We start from the raw sequence: 22,294 nt of genomic DNA, 5'->3' as shown, positions 1-22,294 counted from the left end.
GCGACCCGGCTCGTTGGTCACGTCGTACGACAGGAGGGAGTGCCGATGGCCGGCTCGTCGCACGAGGTCTTCTGCACGCGGTTCGTCGACTCCTGCCTGACCGGTCGGCGGGCGAAGCAGATGTGGAGGGACTTGATGAAGACCGTCCAGTACTTCTGGCGCCACCCGCTGGCCGAACAGGTGCGAGAGGAGGGGCGCGAGGAAGGACGCGAGGAAGGACGTATCGAAGGCAGCAGGGCGATGCTCCTTCGCCTCCTCGAGTGGCGCCGTATCCCCGCCCCTGACGCCGTCCGCGAGCGCGTCGAGGCATGCGTCGGCCTCGGCCGGCTGGGGGAATGGACCAAGCGGGCCGTGCACGCGGCGAACGCCGACGGGTTGTTCACCGGCGACTGACCCGCTGCCCGGAGGGAGCGGGGGCCGGCGGGCGGCGTGGCCCCCGCGGGCCGGCGGGCGGTACCGGCGGGCTCAGGCCCCCAGCTTCGCGGCGGCCTCGGTGAGGCGGGCCTCCAAACCCTCCAGGACGTGGAGGACTTCGGCCTGCTCGGCCGGGGAGAGGCCGCCGAGGGTGGCGTCCTCCAGCCGGCGCCAGAGGGACTCGACCTGTGTGCGCAGCGCCTGGCTGGCGGTGGTGGCCTCGATCAGGTACGCGCGCTTGTCGTCGGCGCAGGGGTAGCGCCGTACGAAGCCGGCCTGTTCCAGGCGGCGGACCGTGCGGGCCATGGTGGCCGCGTCCGAGTCGAGCAGCCGGACGAGGTCGGCCTGCCGCTGCGGGCCCAGTTCCCACAGCTGCATCATGACCAGCTCCTGGCCGGGGTGAAGGCCCACGCGGCGCAGCAGCTGTCCGGCGATCATGCGGTGCGTGCGGGCCACGCGGAAGATCGCGTGACTGACCGGGCCGCCCGTCGCGGCCGAGGGCACGGCCACCGCCACGTCCGCCCCGGCCCCGGGGCCTTCCCCACCCTCGCCGCTGCCTGCGGATGCCGCCATGGCCCGCGCTCCCTTCAAGACTAGATCCATGATCCTGCTCGGACAGGATATCCCTTCCTTCGCCTCGCCGCGGAGCAGTCACTTCTGGGCAAATCAACCCTTTCACGCACGCCGTGGTCGTTGTCACGAGCGCTTGCGAAATATCCACGGCCAGTTTTACTGTTCGAACAGGTAAATCGAGGTTCCGGGGACCGCGACCCGCGGTCACCGGACCGACCACCGTGTGAAGGGCTTGATCATGACCACTGCTTTCGACCCGATCGAGCTGGGCGGCAAGCGCCTGGCCAACCGCATCGCGATGGCGCCGATGACCCGCAGCCGCGCCTACGGTCCCGGTGCGAGCGCGACCGAGGCGATGGCGACGTACTACGCACAGCGCGCCGGCGCCGGGCTGATCATCAGCGAGGGTGTGCAGCCCTCGGTGGTCGGCCAGGGATACCCGGACACCCCCGGCCTGCACTCCGCGGAGCAGGTCGCGGCCTGGCGGCAGGTCACCGACGCGGTGCACCGCGAAGGCGGCGTGATCTTCGCCCAGCTCATGCACACCGGCCGGATCGGGCACCCGGACCTGCTGCCCGACGGGCTCGTCCCCGTCGGTCCCTCGCCCGTCGCCGCGGCCGGCCAGGTGTTCACCCACGAGGGGATGAAGGACTTCGTCACCCCGGCCGAGCTGACCGAGGCCGAGATCGCCCGGACCGTCGACGACTTCGCCCGAGCGGCCCGCAACGCCGTCGAGGCCGGCTTCGACGGCGTCGAACTGCACGGCGCCAACGGCTACTTGCCGCACCAGTTCCTGTCCACCAACGCCAACCTGCGCACCGACGGCTGGGGCGGCTCGGTGGCGGGCCGGATCCGCTTCACCGTCGAGGTCGCCCGCGCGGTCACCGACGCCATCGGCGCGCACCGGGTGGGGCTGCGGATCTCCCCGGCCGTCCCGTTCAACGACATCGTCGAGGACGGTCACCGTGACACATACCGCGCGCTGGTCGCCGCGATCGAGCCGCTCGGCCTGGCCTACCTGCACGTGCTGGAGGGCCCGGACCGGGAGCTGACCCTGGAGCTGCGCAAGCTGTTCGGCGGCGTCCTCGTCCTCAATCCCCAGACCGGGCAGACCCCGACCGGCCCCGGCGAACTGGCGCTGATCGAGGACGGCACGGCCGATGTGCTCAGCTTCGGCGGGCTGTTCCTCGCCAACCCCGACCTGCCCGCCCGGCTGGCCTCCGGCGGTCCGTTCAACGAGCCCGACCGCGCCACCTTCTACGGCGGCGACGAGCGCGGCTACACCGACTACCCGGCCCTCGCCGGCTGACCAGGACGCCCGCTCGGTCCGGTGCCGGTACGGCCGGTGTCTTCCGGCCGGGGGAATCCGGCCCCGGATCGCCCGGTGTCCCGCACGCCCCCGGCCCGCCCCGCCGCCACCCTGGTGACGCGGACCCTCGCGTCTTCCACCCCTCCCGCCCTCCCCTCAATGGAGTTCTCGATGTCCCACACCGTCACCTACACGCGCTACGGCGACCCGGACGTGCTGACCCTGTCCGAGACCGACGTCCCCGAGCCGGGTCCGGGCCAGGTCCGGATCAAGGTCCGGGCCGCCGCGGTCAACCCGATCGACCTGAAGATCCGCTCCGGCACGATGGCCGAGGTCTTCCCCGCGCAGTTCCCGGTACGGCCCGGCCTCGACGTGGCCGGCGTCGTCGACAAGGCAGGCGAGGGCGCCGCGGCGCGGGTCGGCGACGAGGTCCTCGGCGCCACCCCGGCCGGCGGCTACAGCGAGTACGCGCTGCTGGAGCGGCCGATCCCCAAGCCGGCTGAGATCTCCTTCGAGACCGCCGCCGCGCTGGTGACGGTGGGCGAGACCGCCTACCGCGCGCTGCACCAGCTGGACCCCCGGGCGGGCGAGACCCTGCTGGTCCACGGCGCGGGCGGCAGCGTCGGCGTCCTCGCCGTGCAGCTCGCCACCGCCCGGGGCGTCACCGTGGTCGCCACCGCCGGCGAGCACGACCTCGAAGGGCTCACCGGACTCAGCGCCACCGCGGTGCCGTACGGCGAGGGCTGGGCGGAGCGGGTGCGGGCCGCCGCGCCGCAGGGCGTGGACCGGGTCCTCGACTGCTCCGGCGCGGGCGTACTGGCCGACTCGGTCGCACTGACCGGGGACGCCGCGCGGGTGATCACCATCGCCGACATGTCCGCCGCGCGGCACGGCGTGCGCTTCAGCACCGGTGGCCCGGCCGACCGGCTCCCCGAGGCACTGCCCGAACTGGTCGCGCTGGCGGCCGCCGGAGAGCTCGTCCTCCCGCTGGGCGGCACCTACCCGCTGGCGCAGGCCGCCCGCGCCCACGCCGACATCGAGGCCCGCCGGGTCCGGGGCAAGGTCGTCCTCCTGCCCTGACCGACACCGCCGGCCCCGCCCGCCCTTCCCGTCCCGCGGAGGGCGGGCGGGAACAGGCGCGCCGGGCGCCGGACGGGGGCCTGCTGTCCGGGCGCGACCGCCACGCGCAAGGAGGTGCACGAGCGACCTCGCGCCCCCCGACCCCACCGCACCGCACCGCACCGCACCGGCCACCCGAGTCACCCCCGCCCGGCCCCACCGCGCCGCCCGCCCGAGCGACCCTGCCGGCCCCCACGGGCACCGCCGCCGCGGCGGGCACCGCCGCCGAACCCCCCGCACAGCCGCTCGCTCCACCGCTTTCCTGCCAGGTCACGATTGAGTTTCGGCCACCCCCAACCCCCTTGTCACCGCTCGTGTAATCGATTCCAATCGTTTCTCGTCTCGATGTAATCGATTCCAAGCGTCACGAGTTCACAAGGAGGTGGGCCGGAGGTGGCGAGCATCAAGGACGTCGCCGCCGCGGCGGGCGTGTCCGTCGCGACGGTTTCCCGGGTACTGAACGCGCATCCGTCCGTCAGTGCGGACGCCCGTGCCCGGGTGCTGGCCGCCGTGGAATCGCTGGGGTACCGCCCGAACGCCGTCGCGCGTTCGCTGCGCACCGACCAGACCCACACCCTCGGCCTCGTCATCAGCGACGTGCTGAACCCCTACTTCACCGAGCTGGCCCGCTCCGTGGAGGAGGAGGCCCGTTCGCTCGGGTACAGCGTCATCATCGGGAACGCCGACGAGCGGCCCGACCTCCAGGACCACCACGTACGGAACCTGCTCGACCGGCGGATCGACGGGCTCCTCGTCTCCCCCACCGACGGCGGCTCCCCGCTGATGCTGGACGCCGCCCGCGCCGGTACCCCCATGGTGTTCGTGGACCGCTGGATCCCCGGCGTCGACGTCCCCGTCGTACGCGCCGACGGACGTGCCGCCGTACAGGACCTCGTCGCGCACCTCCACGCCCTCGGGCACCGGCGGGTCGCGATCATCGCGGGGCCCGCCGCCACCACTACCGGCAGCGAGCGCGTCGAGGCGTTCCGCGCCGCGCTGGCCGAGTACGGGCTCCCCCTGCCCGACGTCTACATCGGCCAGGGCGACTTCCAGGCCGCCAGCGGGCGTCGGGTCACCGAGGGGTTCCTCGATCTGCCCGAGCCGCCGGACGCCGTCTTCGCGGCGGACAACCTGATGGCGCTCGGCGCCCTGGACGCCGTCCGCGCGCGCGGGCTGCGGGTGCCGGACGACATCGCGCTCGCCGCGTTCGACGACATCCCGTGGTTCGTGCACACCGATCCTCCGGTCACCGCGATCGCCCAGCCCACGGGCGAGTTGGGCCGGGCCGCCGTACGCGCCCTGGTCGACCGGATCGAGGGCCGGCCGGCCGCGTCCGTCACCCTCGCCGCCCGGCTGGTCGTGCGCCGCTCCTGCGGTGAGACCCCGGAGAAGACCCGCACCATCCCCACCCCGCCCCTCCCCCCAGTGCAAAGGAGCACGACGTGAGCAACCCGGACGAGTTGCTGCGCATCGAGGGCATACGCAAGACCTTTCCCGGCGTGGTCGCGCTCGACGGTGTCGACTTCGACCTGCGCCGGGGCGAGGTGCATGTGCTGCTCGGTGAGAACGGCGCGGGCAAGAGCACGCTCATCAAGATGCTCTCCGGTGCCTACACGCCCGACTCCGGGCGGATCCTCGTCGGCGGTCAGGAGACCCGCGTCAATGGTGCGCAGGACTCCGAGCGGCTCGGGATCGCCACCATCTACCAGGAGTTCAACCTGGTTCCGGACCTGACCGTCGCCGAGAACATCTTCCTCGGCCGGCAGCCGCGCCGCCTCGGGATGATCGACCGGAAGCGGATGGAGGCCGAGGCCGCGAAGCTCCTGGAGCGGGTCGGCGTGCGGGTCTCGCCCCGGGCGCGGGTGCGTGAACTGGGCATCGCCCGGCTCCAGATGGTGGAGATCGCCAAGGCGCTGAGCCTGGACGCGCGTGTGCTCATCATGGACGAGCCGACCGCCGTGCTGACCTCGGAGGAGGTCGACAAGCTCTTCGCCATCGTGCGACAGCTGCGGGCGGACGGGGTGGGGATCGTCTTCATCACTCACCACCTCGACGAGATCGCCGCCCTCGGGGACCGCGTCACCGTCATCCGGGACGGGAAGAGCGTGGGCCAGGTGCCCGCCTCCACCCCGGAGGACGAGCTGGTACGGCTCATGGTCGGGCGCTCCATCGAGCAGCAGTACCCGCGCCGGCGCCCCGACCGGGGCACCGCGCTGCTCAGCGTCGAAGGGCTGACCCGTGACGGCGTCTTCCACGATGTGAGCTTCGAGGTGCACGCCGGTGAGGTCGTCGGCGTCGCCGGGCTCGTGGGCGCCGGACGGACCGAGGTCGTGCGGGCCGTGTTCGGCGCGGACCCGTACGACGAAGGGACCGTACGGGTCGGCGGCAACGCGCTCAGGCGCTCCGACGTGAACGCCGCGATGGCCGCCGGGATCGGGCTCGTGCCCGAGGACCGCAAGGGGCAGGGCCTCGTGCTGGACGCCTCGGTCGAGGAGAACCTCGGCCTGGTGACCATGCGCGCGGCGACCCGCGCCGGACTGGTCGACCGCAGGGCGCAGCACGTCGCGGCCGAGCGGATCGCCGGTCAGCTGGGCGTGCGGATGGCCGGGCTCGGCCAGCACGTGCGCACGCTGTCCGGCGGCAACCAGCAGAAGGTCGTCATCGGCAAGTGGCTGCTGGCCGACACCAAGGTGCTGATCCTCGACGAGCCGACGCGCGGTATCGACGTCGGCGCCAAGGTCGAGATCTACCAGCTGATCAACGAGCTGACGGCCGCCGGTGCCGCCGTGCTGATGATCTCCAGCGATCTGCCCGAGGTGCTCGGCATGAGCGACCGGGTGCTGGTGATGGCCCAGGGCCGCATCGCCGGCGAACTCGCGGCCGACGAGGCCACCCAGGACACCGTGATGGCGCTCGCCGTATCCACCCCCACCAGCGACAACACCGCGAAGGAGGCCACCCGTGGCCACTGACACGCTCAAGAGCACGACGGGAGCGAGTGGCGCCCCGGGCGGCCTGCGCCGGCTGCTGCTCGACAACGGCGCGCTGACCGCGCTGATCGTCCTGGTCGTCGCCCTGTCGGCGCTGTCCGGTGACTTCCTGACGACGGACAACCTGCTCAACATCGGTGTCCAGGCGGCCGTGACGGCGATCCTGGCCTTCGGTGTCACCTTCGTGATCGTGGCGGCGGGCATCGACCTGTCGGTCGGCTCGGTGGCCGCGCTGTCGGCGACGGTGCTGGCGTGGAGCGCCACCCAGCACGGGGTGCCGGTCGCACTGGCCGTCGTCCTGGCGGTCGCCACGGGTGTCGCGGCCGGTCTGGTGAACGGCTTCCTCATCGCCTACGGCAAGCTTCCGCCGTTCATCGCGACGCTCGCGATGCTGTCGGTGGGCCGCGGTCTGTCGCTGGTGGTCTCCGGTGGTGTGCCGATCCCGTTCCCGGACTCGGTCTCGCACCTCGGTGACACCCTCGGCGACTGGCTGCCGGTGCCGGTCCTGGTCATGATCGTGATGGGTCTGCTGGCCGCGTTCGTGCTCGGCCGCACCTACATCGGCCGCTCGATGTACGCGATCGGCGGCAACGAGGAGGCCGCGCGCCTGTCCGGCCTGCGGGTCAAGAAGCAGAAGCTCGCGATCTACGCCCTGTCCGGTGTGTTCGCGGCGGTGGCGGGCATCGTGCTGGCCTCCCGGCTGTCCTCCGCTCAGCCGCAGGCCGCCGACGGCTACGAGCTGGACGCGATCGCGGCGGTCGTCATCGGCGGCGCCTCGCTCGCGGGCGGCACCGGCAAGGCGTCCGGCACCCTGGTCGGCGCGCTGATCCTCGCGGTGCTGCGCAACGGCCTGAACCTGCTGAACGTCTCCGCGTTCTGGCAGCAGGTCGTGATCGGTGTCGTGATCGCGCTGGCGGTGCTGCTCGACACGGTGCGCCGCAAGGCGGGTGCCACCCCGGTGACCGGCGGGGGCGGCGGCGACAAGGGCAAGCAGGCGGCGACGTACGGGCTCGCGGCCGTGGTGACCGTGGCGGTCGTCGGCGCGACCTCCTTCCTGCACAACGGCTCCTCCGCCTCGTCGAACCCGCGGATGGGTCTGTCGCTGTCCACCCTGAACAACCCGTTCTTCGTGCAGATCCGCTCCGGCGCGCAGGCCGAGGCGAAGAAGCTGGGCGTGGACCTGACGGTGACCGACGCGCAGAACGACGCCTCCCAGCAGGCCAACCAGCTCCAGAACTTCACCAGTTCGAGCCTTGACGCGATCATCGTCAATCCCGTGGACTCGGACGCGGCGAGCAACTCGGTGAAGGCCGCCGACAAGGCGAGGATCCCGGTGATCGCGGTCGACCGCGGTGTCAACAAGGCCGATGTGGACGCCCTGGTGGCCTCGGACAACATCGCCGGCGGCGAGCAGGCGGCCAGGACCATCGCCGAGAAGCTGGGCGGCAAGGGCCGGATCGTGATCCTCCAGGGTCAGGCGGGCACCTCGGCGGCGCGTGAGCGTGCGCAGGGCTTCGCAGGCGGTCTGCGGGCGTACCCGGGCATCAAGGTGGTCGCCCAGCAGCCCGCCGACTTCGACCGCACCAAGGGCCTCGACGTGATGTCGAACCTGCTCCAGGCCCACCCGGACGTGCAGGGCGTCATCGCCGCCAACGACGAGATGGCCCTCGGCGCGATCAAGGCGCTGGGTTCCAAGGCCGGTACGTCGGTGCCGGTGGTCGGCTTCGACGGCACCCCCGACGGCCTGAACGCGGTCAAGGCGGGCACGCTGTACGCCTCCGTCGCGCAGCAGCCGACCCAGCTCGGCCGGATCGCCGTGGACAACGCGCTCAAGGCGTCCCAGGGCAAGAAGGTGGAGCGGACGGTCAAGGTGCCGGTGAAGGTGGTCACGAAGGACAACGTGGCCGGATTCAGCGGCTGACGGAAACGGACGGAGAGGGCTCGGGCGGACGGTCGTACACCATGGGTGGTGGCCGTCCGCCCCGGCTCGTTTCTCGGGTTCGCGGATTCAAAGGGTTCATGGGAGTCAACTGATGTACGACTACGACCTGTTGGTCGTGGGTTCGGCCAACGCCGACCTGGTGATCGGGGTCGAGCGGCGGCCGGCCGCCGGTGAGACGGTGCTGGGCGGGGACCTGTCCACGCATCCGGGCGGCAAGGGCGCCAACCAGGCGGTCGCCGCGGCCCGGCTGGGCGCCCGTACGGCCCTGCTGGCGCGCGTCGGCGACGACGGCCACGGCCGGCTGCTGCTCGACTCCCTGCGCTCGGCCGGGGTCGACCCGTCGGGCGTGCTCGAAGGCGGGGCGCCGACCGGTGTCGCGCTGATCACCGTCGACCCGTCCGGGGACAACAGCATCGTGGTGTCGCCCGGCGCCAACGCCCGGCTCACCCCGGCGGACGTCCGGGCGGCCGAGGGTCTGCTGCGCGCCTCCCGGGTGGTCTCGGCCCAGCTGGAGATCCCGCTGGAGACGGTGGTGGAGGTCGTACGGAACCTGCCCTCCGGTACCCGCTTCGTGCTCAACCCGTCCCCGCCGCGCTCGCTGCCCGCGGAGGTGCTGGCGGCCTGCGACCCGCTGATCGTCAACGAGCACGAGGCGCGGGTGGTCCTGGGCGAGGCCGCCGGGGCGGACCCGGAGGACTGGGCGCGCGGGCTGCTGGCGATGGGCCCGCGCTCGGTCGTGGTCACGCTCGGCGCCGAGGGCGCGCTGGTGCACGACGGCTCGGGCGCGGCCCGGGTGGCGTCGGTGAAGGTCGACGCGGTGGACACCACGGGCGCGGGCGACGCCTTCACGGCCGCCCTCGCCTGGAGGCTGGGCGCGGGCGCGGGCCTCGCTCGGGCGGCGGGCTACGCGGCCCGCGTCGGCGCGGCGGCCGTGACGAAGGCGGGGGCGCAGGAGTCGTACCCGACGGCCGAGGAGGTCGGACAGCCGTGAGGAGGTCGGGCATCCTGAACCGCCATCTGGCCGGTGCGCTGGCCGAGTTGGGGCACGGGGACGAGGTGCTGGTCTGCGACGCGGGCATGCCGATCCCGAACGGCCCACGCGTGGTGGACCTGGCCTTCCGGGCCGGTGTGCCGTCCTTCGCGGAGGTCTTCGCCGGTCTGGTGGACGAACTGGTCCTGGAGGGCGCCACGGTGGCGGAGGAGCTGCGCGGCGACCATCTCGCCCTGGTACGGCGGCAGTTCGCCAACCTGGACTTCGTGCCGCACGAGCGGCTCAAGGAGTTGTCGGCGGGGGCACGGCTGATCGTGCGCACCGGCGAGGCGAGCCCGTACGCCAATGTGCTGCTGCGGTGCGGGGTGTTCTTCTAGGAACCGCGCAGCGTCCGGCGCGGCGAGGGATTCGCCAGCACGATCCCCCAGGTGTCGTTCCCGCCGATCCGCACCGTGACCCGCTGAGTGCGCTCGGGCCCCGTGAAGTGCAGGACGACCTCCTGGCGTACGGAGCCCTCCTCGTCGAAGTCGGCGGTCACCTCGTCGCGGGCCGCCGCCTCACCGTACGCCTTGATCCAGGCGCGGGCCGCGGGTTTCGCGTCGCCGCCCTCCGAGTCGAGGGCGGCGAGACCGTCGGCGTCTCCGTCGGCGAGCCGCCAGACGACCTTCTGGACCGTTCCCAGGCTGCCCGTGCTCGGGTGGCCGGTGACGCGCAGGGGACGGTGGTTCGCGTAGTCCGTCTGATAGTCCAGGTGGTCGTCGGCACAGCCGGTCAGGGCGGCACCGAGCACCAGCGGGACCGTGAGCGCGGTGGAGCGACGGCGAGTCGATGTCGTGATCACCCGGTCAAGTCTCCACGACCGGCCGCGCGCCCCTGCTCTCCGCGATGCGCTTGACCTCCTCCAGGGACTCGATCACCAACTCGATGGATGATCCTGCGCTGGTGGCCGCCAGTCAGACCGCCTACGCTCTTGCGCTGAGCGATGCGTTGTGGCAACAGGAGTCACTTGCCCTCGTCAGGGCAGCAGCAGAGGAACACGTGGATGGCCACCAGCAAGCACACCGTCTCCGACTCGTCCACTCCCACCGGGTGGTACAAGTCCAGCTACAGCGGCGGCAACCACGACAACTGCGTGGAGATCGCCTCCGGTCACGCCGCCGTCCCCGTCCGCGACAGCAAGGACGGCTCGGGCCCGGCGCTGCTCTTCTCCGTGGACAGCTGGACGGCGTTCATCGGCGCCGTCAAGGGCTGAGCCCACGTGCCGGGCGGGTCAAACAATCCCCCGGCACGTTCCATCCCTTGTGATGAACCCCCGGGCCGACACGCCCGGCACGGCCTGAGCGCGACCCCACCATGACGGTGTCTTGCCCTTCGCGACGACATCTAGGAGCACGACCATGTCGCCTCAGGACTCCGCCGAGCCGGAACTCGCCGGACTGACGATCAGCGACCCGCTCGACCAGCGGGTGCACAACCCGGTCGACGTACCGTCCCCGGACAACGAGTGGAGCCTGCCGGAAGGCTTCGCCTGGGTCTTTCTCGGCCAGGGGAACCGGAGCCTCGTCCGGCCCGTGATCATCTCCGACGGCTTCAGCCTCGGCCGTAGCGAACTCGACAAGCTCTACCAGTTCCTGGAGAGCGACTACCAGCTCATCAGCGACCTGCGCCGGCGCGGCAAGGACGTCGTCCTGCTCGGCTACAACGAGCGCACCGCCGCCATCCAGACGAACGCCCAGGCGGCCATCGCCGCGATCCTGCGGGCCGGCGCCGAGCGGCTGGGCGACGACCGGCTGATCGTCGGCGGGTTCAGCATGGGCGGGCTGGTCACCCGGTACGCGCTCGCCAAACTGGAGCACCAGCGCATCGACCACCAGACCGGCACGTACTTCTCGTTCGACACCCCGCACCGCGGCGCCACCATCCCCGTCGGTGTCCAGGCGTTCTCGTACTTCATCCCGTTCCCGGACAACGACTTCGCCCGGCAGATGAACAGCCCGGCCGCCCGCCAGATGCTGTGGCAGCACTACGACAAGGACACCGGCAAGATCGGGGTGGCCGAGGAACGCCGGGTCCTGCTGGACGAGCTGGCGCGGCTGGGCGGCTGGCCCCGCATCCCCCGGCTGCTCGGTGTCGCCAGTGGGCGCGGGGACGGCGTGGGCCTGCCGGAGGTGCGGCCCGGGGAGACCGCGCTGCGCGTCGAGCGGATCTACCCGGGCACCACCTTCTACACCCAGGCCCAGGGCGACGACGTGACGGCCGCCTACCTCAACCGGCGCTTCCCGAAGGCCGAGAAGACGGTCACGACCAACGGCTTCCCGGAACTCGACGGCGCCCCCGGCGGCACGCTCAACACGTACCGCATCCTCGCCGACGCGCTGGAGAAGGGCGGCGGCACGGTGGACCTGCGGCACCCGGACATCTGCTTCGTCCCCACGATCAGCGCCGTGTCCGTCCGCGACATCGGCCGGCAGCAGGACCTCTACGCGAAGGTGGACGAACTCCCGCCGGACGAGAGCGACCTGGACGACTTCATCTGCTCGTCCACGACCACCACGCACACCGCCGTCACCGAGGAACTGGGCACCTGGCTGGTCGACCGGCTCGGCTACTGACCCGCACCGAGCGGCGGCGGCGTGCTCCGGCGAGCGCGCCGCCGTCTTCTTGAACGGCGTCCTCCGGAAGGCACGGCGGCGGGTCCCCGCGCTCGCGCGGGCGATCCCGGCCGGAACCGGTCGTCCCACCGGACACCGCGACAATCGTCACAGCAAGCGCTCCCTACAGGCGAGAGAGCTAGCCTCGGGGCAGCGGTCGGCGCAGGACCTGTCCGGCTCCCGGGCCCCGTTCCCCCGGGGAGGGGCATGGGCCGGGCGCGGGAACCGGCAGCCCCGTTCAGGCCGTCTACCTGCCCTGACGAGACGACGAGATGCGCGACCGGAGGACGACGAGATGACCGTGACCCTGGCGGACGTGGCCGCGCGCGCCCAGGTCTCCCCCGCGACGGTGTCGCGCGTGCTGAACGGCAACTACCCGGTGGCGGCGTCGACCCGCGAGCGGGTGCTGCGGGCGGTGGACGAGCTGGACTATGTCCTCAACGGGCCCGCGAGCGCGCTGGCCGCCTCCACCTCCGACCTGGTCGGCATCCTCGTCAACGACATAGCCGACCCCTTCTTCGGCATCATGGCGAGTGCGATCCAGGCGGAGATCGGGGGCACCGGGGGGCGGGCCGGCGGTGAGCGGCTCGCGGTCGTCTGCAACACGGGCGGTTCACCGGAGCAGGAGCTGAAGTACCTGACGCTGCTGCACCGGCAGCGGGCGGCCGCGGTCGTGCTGACCGGCGGCGCGGTCGTGGACGCGCCGCACGCGGCGGCCGTCGCGGCGAAGCTGCGCAAGCTCGGGGAGGGCGGCACGCGGGTGGTCCTGTGCGGACGGCCCCCGGTGCCGGACACCCGGACGGTCGCGCTCGCCTTCGACAATCTCGGTGGCGCGCGGGCGGTGACGGAGCACCTGGTGGGGCTCGGGCACCGGCGGCTCGGGTACATCGCCGGGCCCGGGGAGCGCTCGACGACGCGGCACCGGCTGGAGGGGCATCGCGCGGCGCTGGCCGCGGCGGGGATCGAGGAGGATCCGCGGTGGACCGTCCACGGACGGTTCGACCGGCGCTCCGGGTACGAGGGTGCACGCGAACTGCTGCGCCGCGACGCGTCGTTGACCGCCGTGGTCGCCGCGAACGACTCCGTCGCGGCCGGAGCGTGCGCGGCGCTGCGCGACGCCGGGCTGCGGATACCGCGGGACGTGTCCGTCACCGGGTTCGACGACCTCCCGGTGGCCGTGGACGTGGTCCCCGGGCTCACGACGGTCCGTCTGCCCCTGGCCGAGGCGGGGGCACGGGCCGGGCGCGTCGCCATGGGCCGGGAGGGAGCACCGGCCGGGGGGATCGGCGAGGTGCGGGGGGAACTGGTGGTCAGGGGGTCGACGGCGGTGGCCCGGGACTGAGCGCCGCGGGGTGGCCGGGGCCGGGGGACGCCGCCGGTCGTGACCCGGACGTCCCCCGGCCCGCGCCGCCCCACCCGACGGGCTCAACCGCCCTTACACGTGCGGCCGGTGTCCCCCTTCCTGGCGCGGGAACGTCTGGTCCGCGTCCGGCAGACGCGGCGCCGGCAGGGTCGCCACCTGCTTCCGCGCCTTCTGGAGTTGCGCCGCCGTGCCCGGCAGCCCGGGTGCGCCCTTGCGGCCCTGGGAGAAGCGGAAGGCGCTGGTGAAGTCGCCGAAGGCGGACCGTCGCCAGGCGCTCAGATTGGGCTCCCGGACCCCGGTGAACCGCTCCAGGAAGCGCAGCGCCGAGGTGTGGTCGAGGGCCTCGGTGGCGACCCAGCCGCCCACGGTCCAGGGCGAGACGACGATCGCCGGGACCCGGAATCCGGCGCCGATCGGGAGCCCGCCGACGAACTCGTTCTTCGTCCCGGCGCGCGGGGTGGGTGGCGGCACATGGTCGAAGAGGCCGTCGTTCTCGTCGTAGCAGAGGATGAGCGCCGTCTTCTGCCACACCTTGGGGCTGGCGGCGACGGCCTCGATCTTCGACGCCACGAAGTCGGCGCCGGCGGCGGGCAGGTAGTCGGGGTGCTCGGACTGGTGGCTGGGCGGCACGATCCAGCTCACGGCCGGCAGCCGGCCGGCGCGGGCGTCGTCCTCGAAGGTGCCCGCGGGCTGCGGGCGGATCCCTCGCTCGTAGAGGTCGGAGCCGGGTTTCGCGTTCTGGAACGTGGCGAACCGGTCCAGCATGTTGCAGCCGTAGTCGTCGTCCTGGTGGTAGACCTTCCAGCTGATCCCGGCCGCCTGGAGGCGTTCGGCGTACGTCGTCCAGCGGTACGGATCGGGTGCGGAGTTGGTGGTGACCGGGCCGCCGCGGGTGCCGCCCGGGTCGATCGAACCGGTCATCCACATGAGCCGGTTGGGCCAGGTGGGACCGAGGACGGAGCAGAAGTAGTTGTCGCAGATGGTGAAGGTCTCCGCGAGTGCGAACTGGAACGGGATGTCCTCGCGCGTGTAATACCCCATGACGTACGGGCCGTTGGCGCCGTCCGCCTTGCGGTGCGCGGCCAGCCACTGGTCCATCCTGCCGCCGTTCCAGGTCTGGTGCTGCACCTCCCAGGCGTGGCTGGTGGACGGGATGGCCTGGGCGCTAAAGGCGCGGGTGTCGAGGTGGAAGGGCAGCAGATAGCCCTTCGGGTTCTCGCTGTCCGGCTGGTGGAAGACGCTGCGTCCGGTGCGGAGCCGCAGCGCCTTGGCGTCGGCGAAGCCGCGCACACCGGAGAGGGTGCCGAAGTAGTGGTCGAAGGACCTGTTCTCCTGCATCAGCAGGACCACGTGCTCGATGTCGCGCAGGGAGCCCTTCCGGGGTGGTCCGGCGGCGACCGCCTTCTGGACGCTCGGCGGGAGGAGGGAGAGGGCCGCCGCGCCGCCCAGCACGCCGGCGGCCGAGCCCAGGAGTCTACGTCGAGTCAACTCTGCCATGTATCGCCCTTCTTGCGGGTCCTCGCGGACCGTTGCGGCGCCCGATCCCTACCCGGGCAGATCGGGCCACATCGGTCGGTGGAGAAAAAGCGGCAATACCTGGTCTCTTTTTAGAGAAGTCATGACATTGTGGCGCGACGGCACGGCGTGCCGGGGACGAGTAGGGTCATTGCGCATGAAGCTGGCGTTCTCCACTCTCGGTGTCCCCGGCCTGCCCGTCCCGGACGTCCTGGCGCTCGCGTCCGAGCACGGCTACCACGGTGTCGAACTGCGCGCCCATCCCGAGGAGCCGGTCCACCCCGGCCTCTCCCCCGCCGAACGCGCCGACACCGCCGCGCTGTTCCGCGGCTCCGGCATCGAGCCGCTGTGCGTGGCCGGGTACGCGCGCGTCGCCGCGCCCGGTGACGACGCGGCCGTGCTCGGCGAGGTGCGGGGGCTGCTCCGGCTCGCGCACGATCTCGGCGCGCCCTTCGTCCGTGTCCTGCCCGGAGGAGAGACCTCCGGCGGGGAGACCGCTCGCGAGGAGGCCGACGCGATCGCGGCCCGGCGGCTCGGGACCGCCGCCGAGGACGCGTCCGCGCTCGGGGTGCGCATCCTGCTGGAGACCCATGACTCGCACCGCACGGGCGCCGACGCCATCCGGGTGCTCGGTCCGGTGGGGCATCGGCAGGTGGGGGCGCTGTGGGATGTGATGCACACCTGGCTGGGGGGCGAACAGCCCGCGCAGACATACGCGGCGCTCGCCCCTCAGCTGGGATATGTGCAGGTCAAGGACATCGCCTCGGCCGAGGACACCACCCCGCTGCCGCTCGGCGCGGGCGTGCTGCCGCTCACCGAGTGCGTGGAGGTGCTGAGCCGGGGCGGCTGGGACGGCTGGCTGTGCTGGGAGTACGAGAAACGGTGGTACGAGCAGGCCGCCCCGCTGCCCGGCCTGCTCGCCGCGGGCCGCGACCACCTCGTCCGACTGCTCGGCGAGGCGGCGTAGCCCGATCGGCCACGGCCTAGTGCCGCGGCAGGCAACGTTCGCCCGTCAAGGAGCGGCGTCCGGTGCGTGCTCTCGGCGTGCCGGACGGAAGCCCTCGTACCGGACGTACTCGGGCTTTCGGCCGGTGCGGCGAGAGTGCGTGCAGGGCGTCGCGACGGGGCGGACGTCGCCTGTTGCGGCACTAGTACGTCAGGCCGTGGCCGATCGGGTACAGGACCCGCGTCGGGTCGTCGGCCCGCTGTACCGGTACCGGGAGCTTGCCGCGCGGCCTGACGCGGCCCGCGATCACCCGTGCGGCGGCGCGGAGTTCCACGTCGGTCCAGCAGTACGAAGCCAGGCAGGCCCGGACCGAGGGGAGTTGGGCGATGTCGTACGGGTTGCGCACGGCGAGCGCCACCACGGGCTTGCCGGTCGCCAGCAGCCGGTCCACCAGCGTGCGCTGGGAGCTTCCGGCGGTCACGTTGTAGGTGCCGACCACCACCGCGTCGGCGTCCTCGGCGGCGGCCACCGCCTTGTCGACGGCCGCTGCGGAGGGGTTCGTTCCGGTCGGGAGCGCGGTGGCGGTGAAGCCCGCCTCGGTGAGGGCGGCGGCCAGGACGCCCGTCGGCGGGCCCGTCGTACCGGACGGGGAGTCGGGGTCGGCGCCGACCACCAGCAACCGGGGCTGGGCGCGGCGGTCCAGGGGCAGCGTGCCGCCCTCGTTGACCAGCAGGGTCGTGGTGCGCTCGGCGATGCGGTCGGCCGTGGCCAGATGGGACTTGGTGCCGACGGTACGGTCCACGCCCTTCCGGTCCACGTACACCCCGTCGAACAGGCCGAGCCGGGACTTCATCCGCAGGATGCGCAGGATCGATTCGTCGAGACGGGCCTCGGTCAGCTCGCCGTCCTGGACGGCCCGCAGGACCGCGTTCCAGGCCGTGTCGATGGACGGCGGATTGAGCAACTGGTCCACGCCGGCCTGCAGCGCGAGCACCGGCACCCGGTCGTCGCCGTACTTGGTGCGCACGCCCTCCATGCCGAGGGAGTCGGTGATCACCACGCCGTCGTAACCCAGTTCGCCGCGCAGGATGCCGGTGAGAATGGGCTCGGACAGGGTGGCCGGGTCGCCGGATCCGTCCAGGGCCGGGAACTGGATGTGCGCGGTCATGATCGAGTCGATGCCCGCCGCGATCGCCGAACGGAACGGCACCGCGTCCAGCTTCTCCCACAGCTCCCGGCTGTGTGTGATGACCGGGAAGCCGTAGTGGCTGTCGACGGCGGTGTCCCCGTGCCCCGGGAAGTGCTTGGCGGTGGCGGCGACCCGGGCCGACCGGTAGCCCCGCACCTCGGCCGCGACCAGCTCCGCGACCGCCGCCGGGTCGGCGCCGAAGGAGCGCACCCCGATCACCGGGTTGGCCGGGTTGACGTTCACATCGGCGTCGGGCGAGTAGTCCTGGTTGATGCCGAGGGCACGCAGTTCGGTGCCCGAGATCCGGCCGACGGTGCGCGCGTCGGCGGCCGAACCTCCCGCGCCGATCGCCATGGCGCCGGGGAAGAGGGTGGCGGGCTCGCCGACCCGGCACACCGCGCCGTGCTCCTGGTCGGTGGCGATCAGCATCGGCAGGCCGCGCGGCTGGTCCAGGGACGCCTGCTGGATGCCGTTGGACAGGTCCGCGATCTGGTACGGGTTCTGGGTGTTGTGGGCCCAGGTGAAGTAGATGATCCCGCCGACCCGGTACTTCCGGATCAGCTCGGCCGCGGTGCGCACGCCCAGTTCGCCGAGGTTGGCGTCGATGTCGGCCTGGTCCGGGGCGGTGGCGGAGGCGCCGTAGACCCGCGTCACGAAGAGCTGCCCGACCTTCTCCTGGAGCGACATCCTGGAGATCAGGGCCCTGAGGCGGCGATCGTCGTGGGGGCGGCGGCCGTCGGGGGCGGCGGCGCGGGCGGTGGTGGGGACGGAAAGCGCGGCGGTGATCCCCGCCCCCGCGGCGAGGACGGTACGCCGGGACAGCCGGGCGCCCCCGCTCCCTGTGTTTCCCGTGTCTCTCTTGCTGGTGTCGCTTCCCGTGCTGGTGTCGGGCACGTGCGCTCCTTCCCAGAGGAGAACTGCTGAAGGAAACTTCCAAGGAGTCACCAATATCCGGGAAGTTTCTTTCCGTCAAGGGAACGCACAGCGGCCAGCGTGTCGACGCGGGCGGCGGTTCAGCAGAGGATCCAGCCCGAACTGACGCCGTTCCGGCCGACCGCGCCACGGATCCAGACACAGCGGTGCCCGGCGTGCACGGTCACCGGCCCGGCGCGGTGCAGGTAGTGGCCGGTGTCCTTGGCCGGACGGCTGCCGCGGGCCTGGACGCTCACCGACATCGCGCGGACGACGCCGGGATCACGGGCGAGGGTGATGGCGCAGACGTAGTCGCCGTGCCGGTAGACGCGGGTGACGCCGGTGGCGAAGGAGAGGGTTCTGACCTGGTCCCCGGAGCAGCTGCTGGGTGCCGCCTGCGCGGTGCCGGAGGCCGCGAAGGCCAGTAGTCCGGCCGCGGCCAGCAGGGCCGGGCCGAGCGTGAGACGTCGGCGTATCGCACCACTTCGCACCTGTTCGTCCTCCCCGAAGCGCGTCCAGACCGTCCCCCGACGGCCGTACGCATGTACGACGCAGGGGATATGCCGGATGGTTGCACGGTCGTCAGCGGCGCGGACCGGCGGGGCTCAGAGGACCGCTCCGACCGGTTCCTCCGGCTCGGAGCGCCCGGCGAAGGTCCGCCACAGCTCGGCGTACCGGCCGCCGAGGGCGAGCAGTTCCCCGTGGGTGCCGTCCTCGGCGACCCGGCCGTGGTCCATGACCACCACCCGGTCGGCGCGGGCGGCGGTGGTGAGCCGGTGGGCGACCACCAGCGTGGTACGACGGCCGGCGAGGCGGTCGGTCGCCTGGTTGACCTGCGCCTCCGTGGCCAGGTCCAGGGCGGCCGTGGCCTCGTCCAGGAGCAGGATGTCCGGGTCGACCAGTTCGGCGCGGGCGAGCGCGATCAGCTGGCGCTGGCCCGCCGAGAGATTGCGGCCGCGCTCGGCGACCTCGTGCAGATAGCCGCCGTCGAGGGTGGCGATCATCTCGTGCGCGCCGACCGCCCGCGCGGCCGCCTCCACCTCGGCGTCGGTGGCCCCGGGGCGGCCGTAGGCGATGGCGTCCCGCACCGTGCCCGGGAACAGGTACGCCTCCTGCGGCACCACGCCGAGCCGGTGCCGGTACGCGGTCAGGTCCAGGTCCCGCAGATCCGTGCCGTCGACCGTGACCCGCCCGGCCGTCGGGTCGTAGAACCGGGCCACCAGCTTGACCAGCGTGGACTTTCCGGCACCGGTCTCACCGACGAACGCGACCGTCTGCCCCGCGGGGATGGTCAGCTCGACGTCGGCGAGGGCGGCCTCGCCGTCGCCGTACGCGAAGCGCACGCCCTCGAAGGCGATGTCGCCGCGCACCGACGTGACGTCCCGCGGCCGCTCCGCCGCCGCGGTGGACGTGGGCTCGCGCAGCAGTTCCTGGATGCGGCCGAGGGAGACGGTCGCCTGCTGGTAGCCGTCGAATACCTGGGAGAGCTGCTGGACCGGGGCGAAGAAGAGGTCGATGTAGAGGAGGTAGGCGACCAGGGCGCCGGTGGTGAGGGTGGCGGCCTCGACCCGGCCCGCGCCCGCGATCAGCACGGCGGCCGCGGCGACCGAGGACAGCAGCTGCACGAACGGGAAGTAGACCGATATCAGCCACTGGCCGCGCAGCCGGGCGGCGCGGTAGCCGTCGCTGCGCTCGGCGAACCGCCGTCCGCCGTCCTTCTCGCGGCGGAACGCCTGCACGATCCGCAGCCCGGACACCGACTCCTGGAGGTCGGCGTTGACCGCCGAGACACGCTCGCGGGCCAGCTCGTACGCCTTCACGCTCGCCCGGCGGAAGAAGAAGGTGGCGATGATCAGCGGGGGCAGCGTGGCGAAGACGACCAGGGCGAGCTGGACGTCGATCACCAGCAGGACGCCCATGATGCCGAAGAAGGTGACGACCGAGACGAACGCGGTGACCAGGCCGGTCTGGAGGAAGGTGCTCAGCGCGTCGACGTCGGTGGTCATGCGCGTCATCACCCGGCCGGTCAGCTCGCGCTCGTAGTAGTCGAGGCCGAGCCGCTGGAGATGCGCGAAGATCTTGAGCCGGAGCGCGTAGAGGACGCGTTCGCCGGTACGGCCGGTCATCCGGGTCTCGCCGATCTGCGCGGCCCACTGCGCGAGGACCACGAGCAGGGCGAGCAGCGAGGCCGACCAGACGGCGCCGACGGCCAGCTTGGTGACGCCCGCGTCGATGCCGTGCCGGATCAGCACCGGCAGCACCAGGCTCGCGCCCGCGTCGACGGCGACCAGCGCCAGGCTGATCAGCAGGGGCAGCCCGAAGCCGTGCAGCAGGCGGCGCAGGCCGTAGGAGTCCTCGGGCCGTACCGCCTTCTCCTCGTCGACGCCGGGGGCATCGGTGGCCGGGGGCAGGGCCGCCACCTGGGCGAGGAGCGCGGGGGTGGCGGGGGTGCCGGCCAGCGCCGGGTCCTTCGGCGCGCGGTCGCCGGTCCACAGGTGGGGGGTGACGCCGCGCTCGGCGTCGTACTCGGCGTCCAGCTCGGCGCGCAGGCTGTCGTCGTCCTCGACCGGCTCGTCCGGGAGCGGGTGTCCCGGGGAGACGCCGCCCAGCTCGTCCGGGTCGGTGAGCAGCCTGCGGTAGAGGGCGGAGCGCCGCTGCAGCTCCTCGTGGGTCCCGAGGTCGGCGAGCCGGCCGCGGTCGAGTACGGCGATGCGGTCGGCGAGGTTCAGGGTGGAGCGGCGGTGGGCGATCAGCAGGGTCGTACGGCCGCGCATGACCTCCTTGAGGGCCTCGTGGATCTCGTGCTCCACCCGGGCGTCCACGGCGGAGGTGGCGTCGTCCAGGACCAGTAGGCGCGGGTCGGTGAGCAGGGCGCGGGCGAGCGCGACGCGCTGGCGCTGGCCGCCCGAGAGGGTGAGGCCGTGCTCGCCGACCTTGGTGTCGTAGCCCTCGGGCAGCTCCCGGATGAAGCGGTCGGCCTGGGCGGCGCGGGCGGCGGCCTCGATCTCGTCCTGGGTGGCGTCCGGCCGCCCGTAGGCGATGTTCGAGCGGACCGTGTCGGAGAAGAGGAACGAGTCCTCCGGGACCAGTCCGATCGCGGCGCGCAGCGAGGAGAGGGTCAGCTCGCGGACGTCGTGGCCGCCGATCAGGACGGCGCCGTGGGTGACGTCGTAGAAGCGCGGCAGGAGCAGGGAGAGGGTGGACTTGCCGGAGCCGGAGGAGCCGACGACGGCCAGCGTCTCACCCTGGCGTATCTCGAAGCTCAGCCCGTCCAGGACCGTGGCGTCGCTCGCGTACCCGAAGGACACGTCGTCGAACTCGACGGTCGCGGGCGCGTCCGCGGGCAGCTCCCGGGTGCCGTCCCGCAGGGTCGGCTCGGTGTCGATCAGCTCCAGGACGCGCTCGGTGCCGGCGCGGGCCTGCTGGCCGACGGTGAGGACCATCGCGAGCATGCGGACCGGTCCGACCAGCTGGGCGAGGTAGGTGGAGAAGGCGACGAAGGTGCCCAGTGTGATGTGCCCGCGCACCGCGAGCCAGCCACCGAGGGCGAGCATGGCGACCTGGCCGAGCGCCGGGACGGACTGGAGGGCGGGGGTGTACTTGCTGTTCAGGCGGATGGTGCGCAGCCGGCCCGCGAACAGCCTGCGGCCGACCTCGCGCAGCTTGCCGGTCTCCTGCGCCTCCTGCCCGAAGCCCTTCACCACGCGTACGCCGCTCACCGCGCCGTCGACCACACCGGCGACGGCGGCGGCCTGGGCCTGGGCGTACCAGGTGGCGGGGTGCAGCTTGCTGCGGCTGCGCCGGGCGATCCAGCCGAGCGCGGGGGCGACGACGAGGGCGACGAGGGTCAGCGGCAGCGACAGCCACGCCATGATCACCAGGGAGACCAGGAAGAGCAGGACGTTCCCGATGGTCATCGGGAGCATGAAGAGCAGGCCCTGGATCAGCTGGAGGTCGCTGGTGGCGCGGCCCACGACCTGCCCGGTCGACAGCTCGTCCTGGCGGCGGCCGTCGAGGCGGGTGATCGTGTCGTACATCTCCGTCCGCAGGTCGTGCTGGACGTCGAGGGCGAGCCGGCCGCCGTAGAAGCGGCGGACGTAGGTGGCGGCGTAGACGAGCACGGCGGCGACGACGAGGGCGCCGGCCCAGGGGGCCATGGAGCGGGTGTGGGCGCCGATCACGTCGTCGATGATCACCTTGGTGATCAGGGGGACGACCGCGGTGACGGCCATGCCGGCGAGCGAGGAGCCGAGTGCCAGGACGACGTCCTTCGGATACCGCCAGGCGTAGCCCGCGAGCCGCCGTGCCCATCCCCGTTGTGGTTCCACGCCGGTGCCTCCCGATCGTCGTACTTTTCCGGAAGGCACCAACGCGGGCGCG

At 72.6% G+C, this 22,294-nt stretch carries 18 protein-coding genes; 12 read left to right on the top strand and 6 right to left on the bottom strand.

Annotated elements, in window-relative coordinates:
* Positions 1–45 precede the first annotated feature (45 nt).
* Entirely contained in the window at positions 46–393 is a 348-nt protein-coding gene (locus VT52_RS26080) for a hypothetical protein (RefSeq protein ID WP_053055465.1), read from the top strand.
* A 72-nt stretch (positions 394–465) separates the two neighbouring features.
* On the opposite strand, the gene VT52_RS26075 is transcribed toward VT52_RS26080, so the two are convergent.
* Positions 466–987 (bottom strand): MarR family winged helix-turn-helix transcriptional regulator, encoded by a 522-nt coding sequence (locus tag VT52_RS26075; RefSeq protein ID WP_079175266.1) that lies wholly within the window; start codon positions 985–987, stop codon positions 466–468.
* A 238-nt stretch (positions 988–1,225) separates the two neighbouring features.
* On the opposite strand from VT52_RS26075, the gene VT52_RS26070 reads away from it, so the two are divergent.
* The 7 genes from VT52_RS26070 (at position 1,226) to rbsD (ending at position 9,715) form a co-directional block, all read left to right on the top strand.
* The gene (locus VT52_RS26070; protein ID WP_046419593.1) at positions 1,226–2,296 is read left to right on the top strand and encodes an alkene reductase; all 1,071 of its coding nucleotides are present in this window, start codon (positions 1,226–1,228) and stop codon (positions 2,294–2,296) included.
* A gap of 171 nt (positions 2,297–2,467) precedes the next feature.
* Positions 2,468–3,376 carry an NADP-dependent oxidoreductase gene (locus VT52_RS26065; RefSeq protein ID WP_046419489.1) on the top strand — a complete coding sequence of 303 codons (909 nt, stop codon included), beginning with the start codon at positions 2,468–2,470 and terminating at the stop codon, positions 3,374–3,376.
* 432 nt (positions 3,377–3,808) lie between these two features.
* Positions 3,809–4,861: a LacI family DNA-binding transcriptional regulator gene (locus VT52_RS26060; RefSeq protein WP_046419492.1), complete on the top strand. Its 1,053-nt coding sequence runs from the start codon at positions 3,809–3,811 to the stop codon at positions 4,859–4,861.
* Positions 4,858–6,387, top strand: coding sequence for a sugar ABC transporter ATP-binding protein (locus VT52_RS26055; protein WP_046419494.1), 1,530 nt, complete (start codon positions 4,858–4,860; stop codon positions 6,385–6,387). Before VT52_RS26060 ends, VT52_RS26055 begins: the two co-directional genes overlap by 4 nt.
* A complete protein-coding gene (locus VT52_RS26050) occupies positions 6,377–8,326 on the top strand; it encodes an ABC transporter permease/substrate-binding protein (protein ID WP_046419496.1) in 1,950 nt (649 codons plus the stop codon). Before VT52_RS26055 ends, VT52_RS26050 begins: the two co-directional genes overlap by 11 nt.
* Positions 8,327–8,438: 112 nt before the next feature.
* Positions 8,439–9,338, top strand: a complete 900-nt coding sequence (locus VT52_RS26045) for a ribokinase (protein ID WP_046419498.1) — start codon at positions 8,439–8,441, stop codon at positions 9,336–9,338.
* On the top strand, positions 9,335–9,715 hold the full coding sequence (rbsD, locus tag VT52_RS26040; protein WP_046419500.1) for a D-ribose pyranase: 381 nt from the start codon (positions 9,335–9,337) through the stop codon (positions 9,713–9,715). The genes VT52_RS26045 and rbsD overlap by 4 nt, the downstream gene beginning before the upstream one ends.
* Here the strand turns inward: rbsD and VT52_RS26035 are convergent.
* Positions 9,712–10,179 (bottom strand): hypothetical protein, encoded by a 468-nt coding sequence (locus tag VT52_RS26035; protein WP_046419503.1) that lies wholly within the window; start codon positions 10,177–10,179, stop codon positions 9,712–9,714. The two genes, rbsD and VT52_RS26035, sit on opposite strands and share 4 nt — an antisense overlap.
* Before the next feature lie 201 nt (positions 10,180–10,380).
* Here VT52_RS26035 and VT52_RS26030 point away from each other — a divergent pair, with 201 nt between their 5' ends.
* From VT52_RS26030 to VT52_RS26020, 3 genes are all read left to right on the top strand, one after another.
* Positions 10,381–10,590: a DUF397 domain-containing protein gene (locus tag VT52_RS26030; RefSeq protein ID WP_046419505.1), complete on the top strand. Its 210-nt coding sequence runs from the start codon at positions 10,381–10,383 to the stop codon at positions 10,588–10,590.
* 145 nt (positions 10,591–10,735) lie between these two features.
* On the top strand, positions 10,736–11,950 hold the full coding sequence (locus VT52_RS26025; RefSeq protein WP_046419506.1) for an esterase/lipase family protein: 1,215 nt from the start codon (positions 10,736–10,738) through the stop codon (positions 11,948–11,950).
* Between the two features lie 334 nt (positions 11,951–12,284).
* Positions 12,285–13,331 carry a LacI family DNA-binding transcriptional regulator gene (locus tag VT52_RS26020; RefSeq protein WP_046419509.1) on the top strand — a complete coding sequence of 349 codons (1,047 nt, stop codon included), beginning with the start codon at positions 12,285–12,287 and terminating at the stop codon, positions 13,329–13,331.
* A 93-nt stretch (positions 13,332–13,424) separates the two neighbouring features.
* On the opposite strand, the gene VT52_RS26015 is transcribed toward VT52_RS26020, so the two are convergent.
* Complete coding sequence (locus VT52_RS26015) at positions 13,425–14,849, bottom strand: alkaline phosphatase family protein (RefSeq protein ID WP_046419511.1); 1,425 nt, start codon at positions 14,847–14,849, stop codon at positions 13,425–13,427.
* A gap of 175 nt (positions 14,850–15,024) precedes the next feature.
* On the opposite strand from VT52_RS26015, the gene VT52_RS26010 reads away from it, so the two are divergent.
* Positions 15,025–15,834 (top strand): sugar phosphate isomerase/epimerase family protein, encoded by an 810-nt coding sequence (locus VT52_RS26010; protein WP_046419513.1) that lies wholly within the window; start codon positions 15,025–15,027, stop codon positions 15,832–15,834.
* A gap of 181 nt (positions 15,835–16,015) precedes the next feature.
* On the opposite strand, the gene VT52_RS26005 is transcribed toward VT52_RS26010, so the two are convergent.
* The 3 genes from VT52_RS26005 to VT52_RS25995 form a co-directional block, all read right to left on the bottom strand.
* Complete coding sequence (locus VT52_RS26005; protein ID WP_079175265.1) at positions 16,016–17,896, bottom strand: glycoside hydrolase family 3 protein; 1,881 nt, start codon at positions 17,894–17,896, stop codon at positions 16,016–16,018.
* Between the two features lie 119 nt (positions 17,897–18,015).
* Complete coding sequence (locus VT52_RS26000) at positions 18,016–18,405, bottom strand: hypothetical protein (protein ID WP_046419516.1); 390 nt, start codon at positions 18,403–18,405, stop codon at positions 18,016–18,018.
* Positions 18,406–18,519: 114 nt separating this feature from the next.
* Positions 18,520–22,242 carry an ABC transporter ATP-binding protein gene (locus VT52_RS25995; RefSeq protein WP_046419517.1) on the bottom strand — a complete coding sequence of 1,241 codons (3,723 nt, stop codon included), beginning with the start codon at positions 22,240–22,242 and terminating at the stop codon, positions 18,520–18,522.
* Between the last annotated feature and the right edge of the window lie 52 nt (positions 22,243–22,294).

Source organism: Streptomyces malaysiense, from assembly GCF_000980885.2.
Taxonomy (GTDB): domain Bacteria; phylum Actinomycetota; class Actinomycetes; order Streptomycetales; family Streptomycetaceae; genus Streptomyces; species Streptomyces malaysiense.
Note: the sequence above shows the minus strand (reverse complement) of the source record. Positions and strands in the feature narration are given on the sequence as shown.

What these genes read in the sequence shown, in the direction of transcription:
- VT52_RS26065 (WP_046419489.1), top strand. Translation starts at nt 2,468, where the DNA reads ATGTCCCACACCGTCACCTACACGCGCTACGGCGACCCGGACGTGCTG.
- VT52_RS26080 (WP_053055465.1), top strand. Translation starts at nt 46, where the DNA reads ATGGCCGGCTCGTCGCACGAGGTCTTCTGCACGCGGTTCGTCGACTCC.
- VT52_RS26025 (WP_046419506.1), top strand. Translation starts at nt 10,736, where the DNA reads ATGTCGCCTCAGGACTCCGCCGAGCCGGAACTCGCCGGACTGACGATC.
- VT52_RS26010 (WP_046419513.1), top strand. Translation starts at nt 15,025, where the DNA reads ATGAAGCTGGCGTTCTCCACTCTCGGTGTCCCCGGCCTGCCCGTCCCG.
- VT52_RS26045 (WP_046419498.1), top strand. Translation starts at nt 8,439, where the DNA reads ATGTACGACTACGACCTGTTGGTCGTGGGTTCGGCCAACGCCGACCTG.
- VT52_RS26070 (WP_046419593.1), top strand. Translation starts at nt 1,226, where the DNA reads ATGACCACTGCTTTCGACCCGATCGAGCTGGGCGGCAAGCGCCTGGCC.
- VT52_RS26020 (WP_046419509.1), top strand. Translation starts at nt 12,285, where the DNA reads ATGACCGTGACCCTGGCGGACGTGGCCGCGCGCGCCCAGGTCTCCCCC.
- VT52_RS26075 (WP_079175266.1), bottom strand. Translation starts at nt 987, where the DNA reads ATGGCGGCATCCGCAGGCAGCGGCGAGGGTGGGGAAGGCCCCGGGGCC.
- VT52_RS26015 (WP_046419511.1), bottom strand. Translation starts at nt 14,849, where the DNA reads ATGGCAGAGTTGACTCGACGTAGACTCCTGGGCTCGGCCGCCGGCGTG.
- VT52_RS26030 (WP_046419505.1), top strand. Translation starts at nt 10,381, where the DNA reads ATGGCCACCAGCAAGCACACCGTCTCCGACTCGTCCACTCCCACCGGG.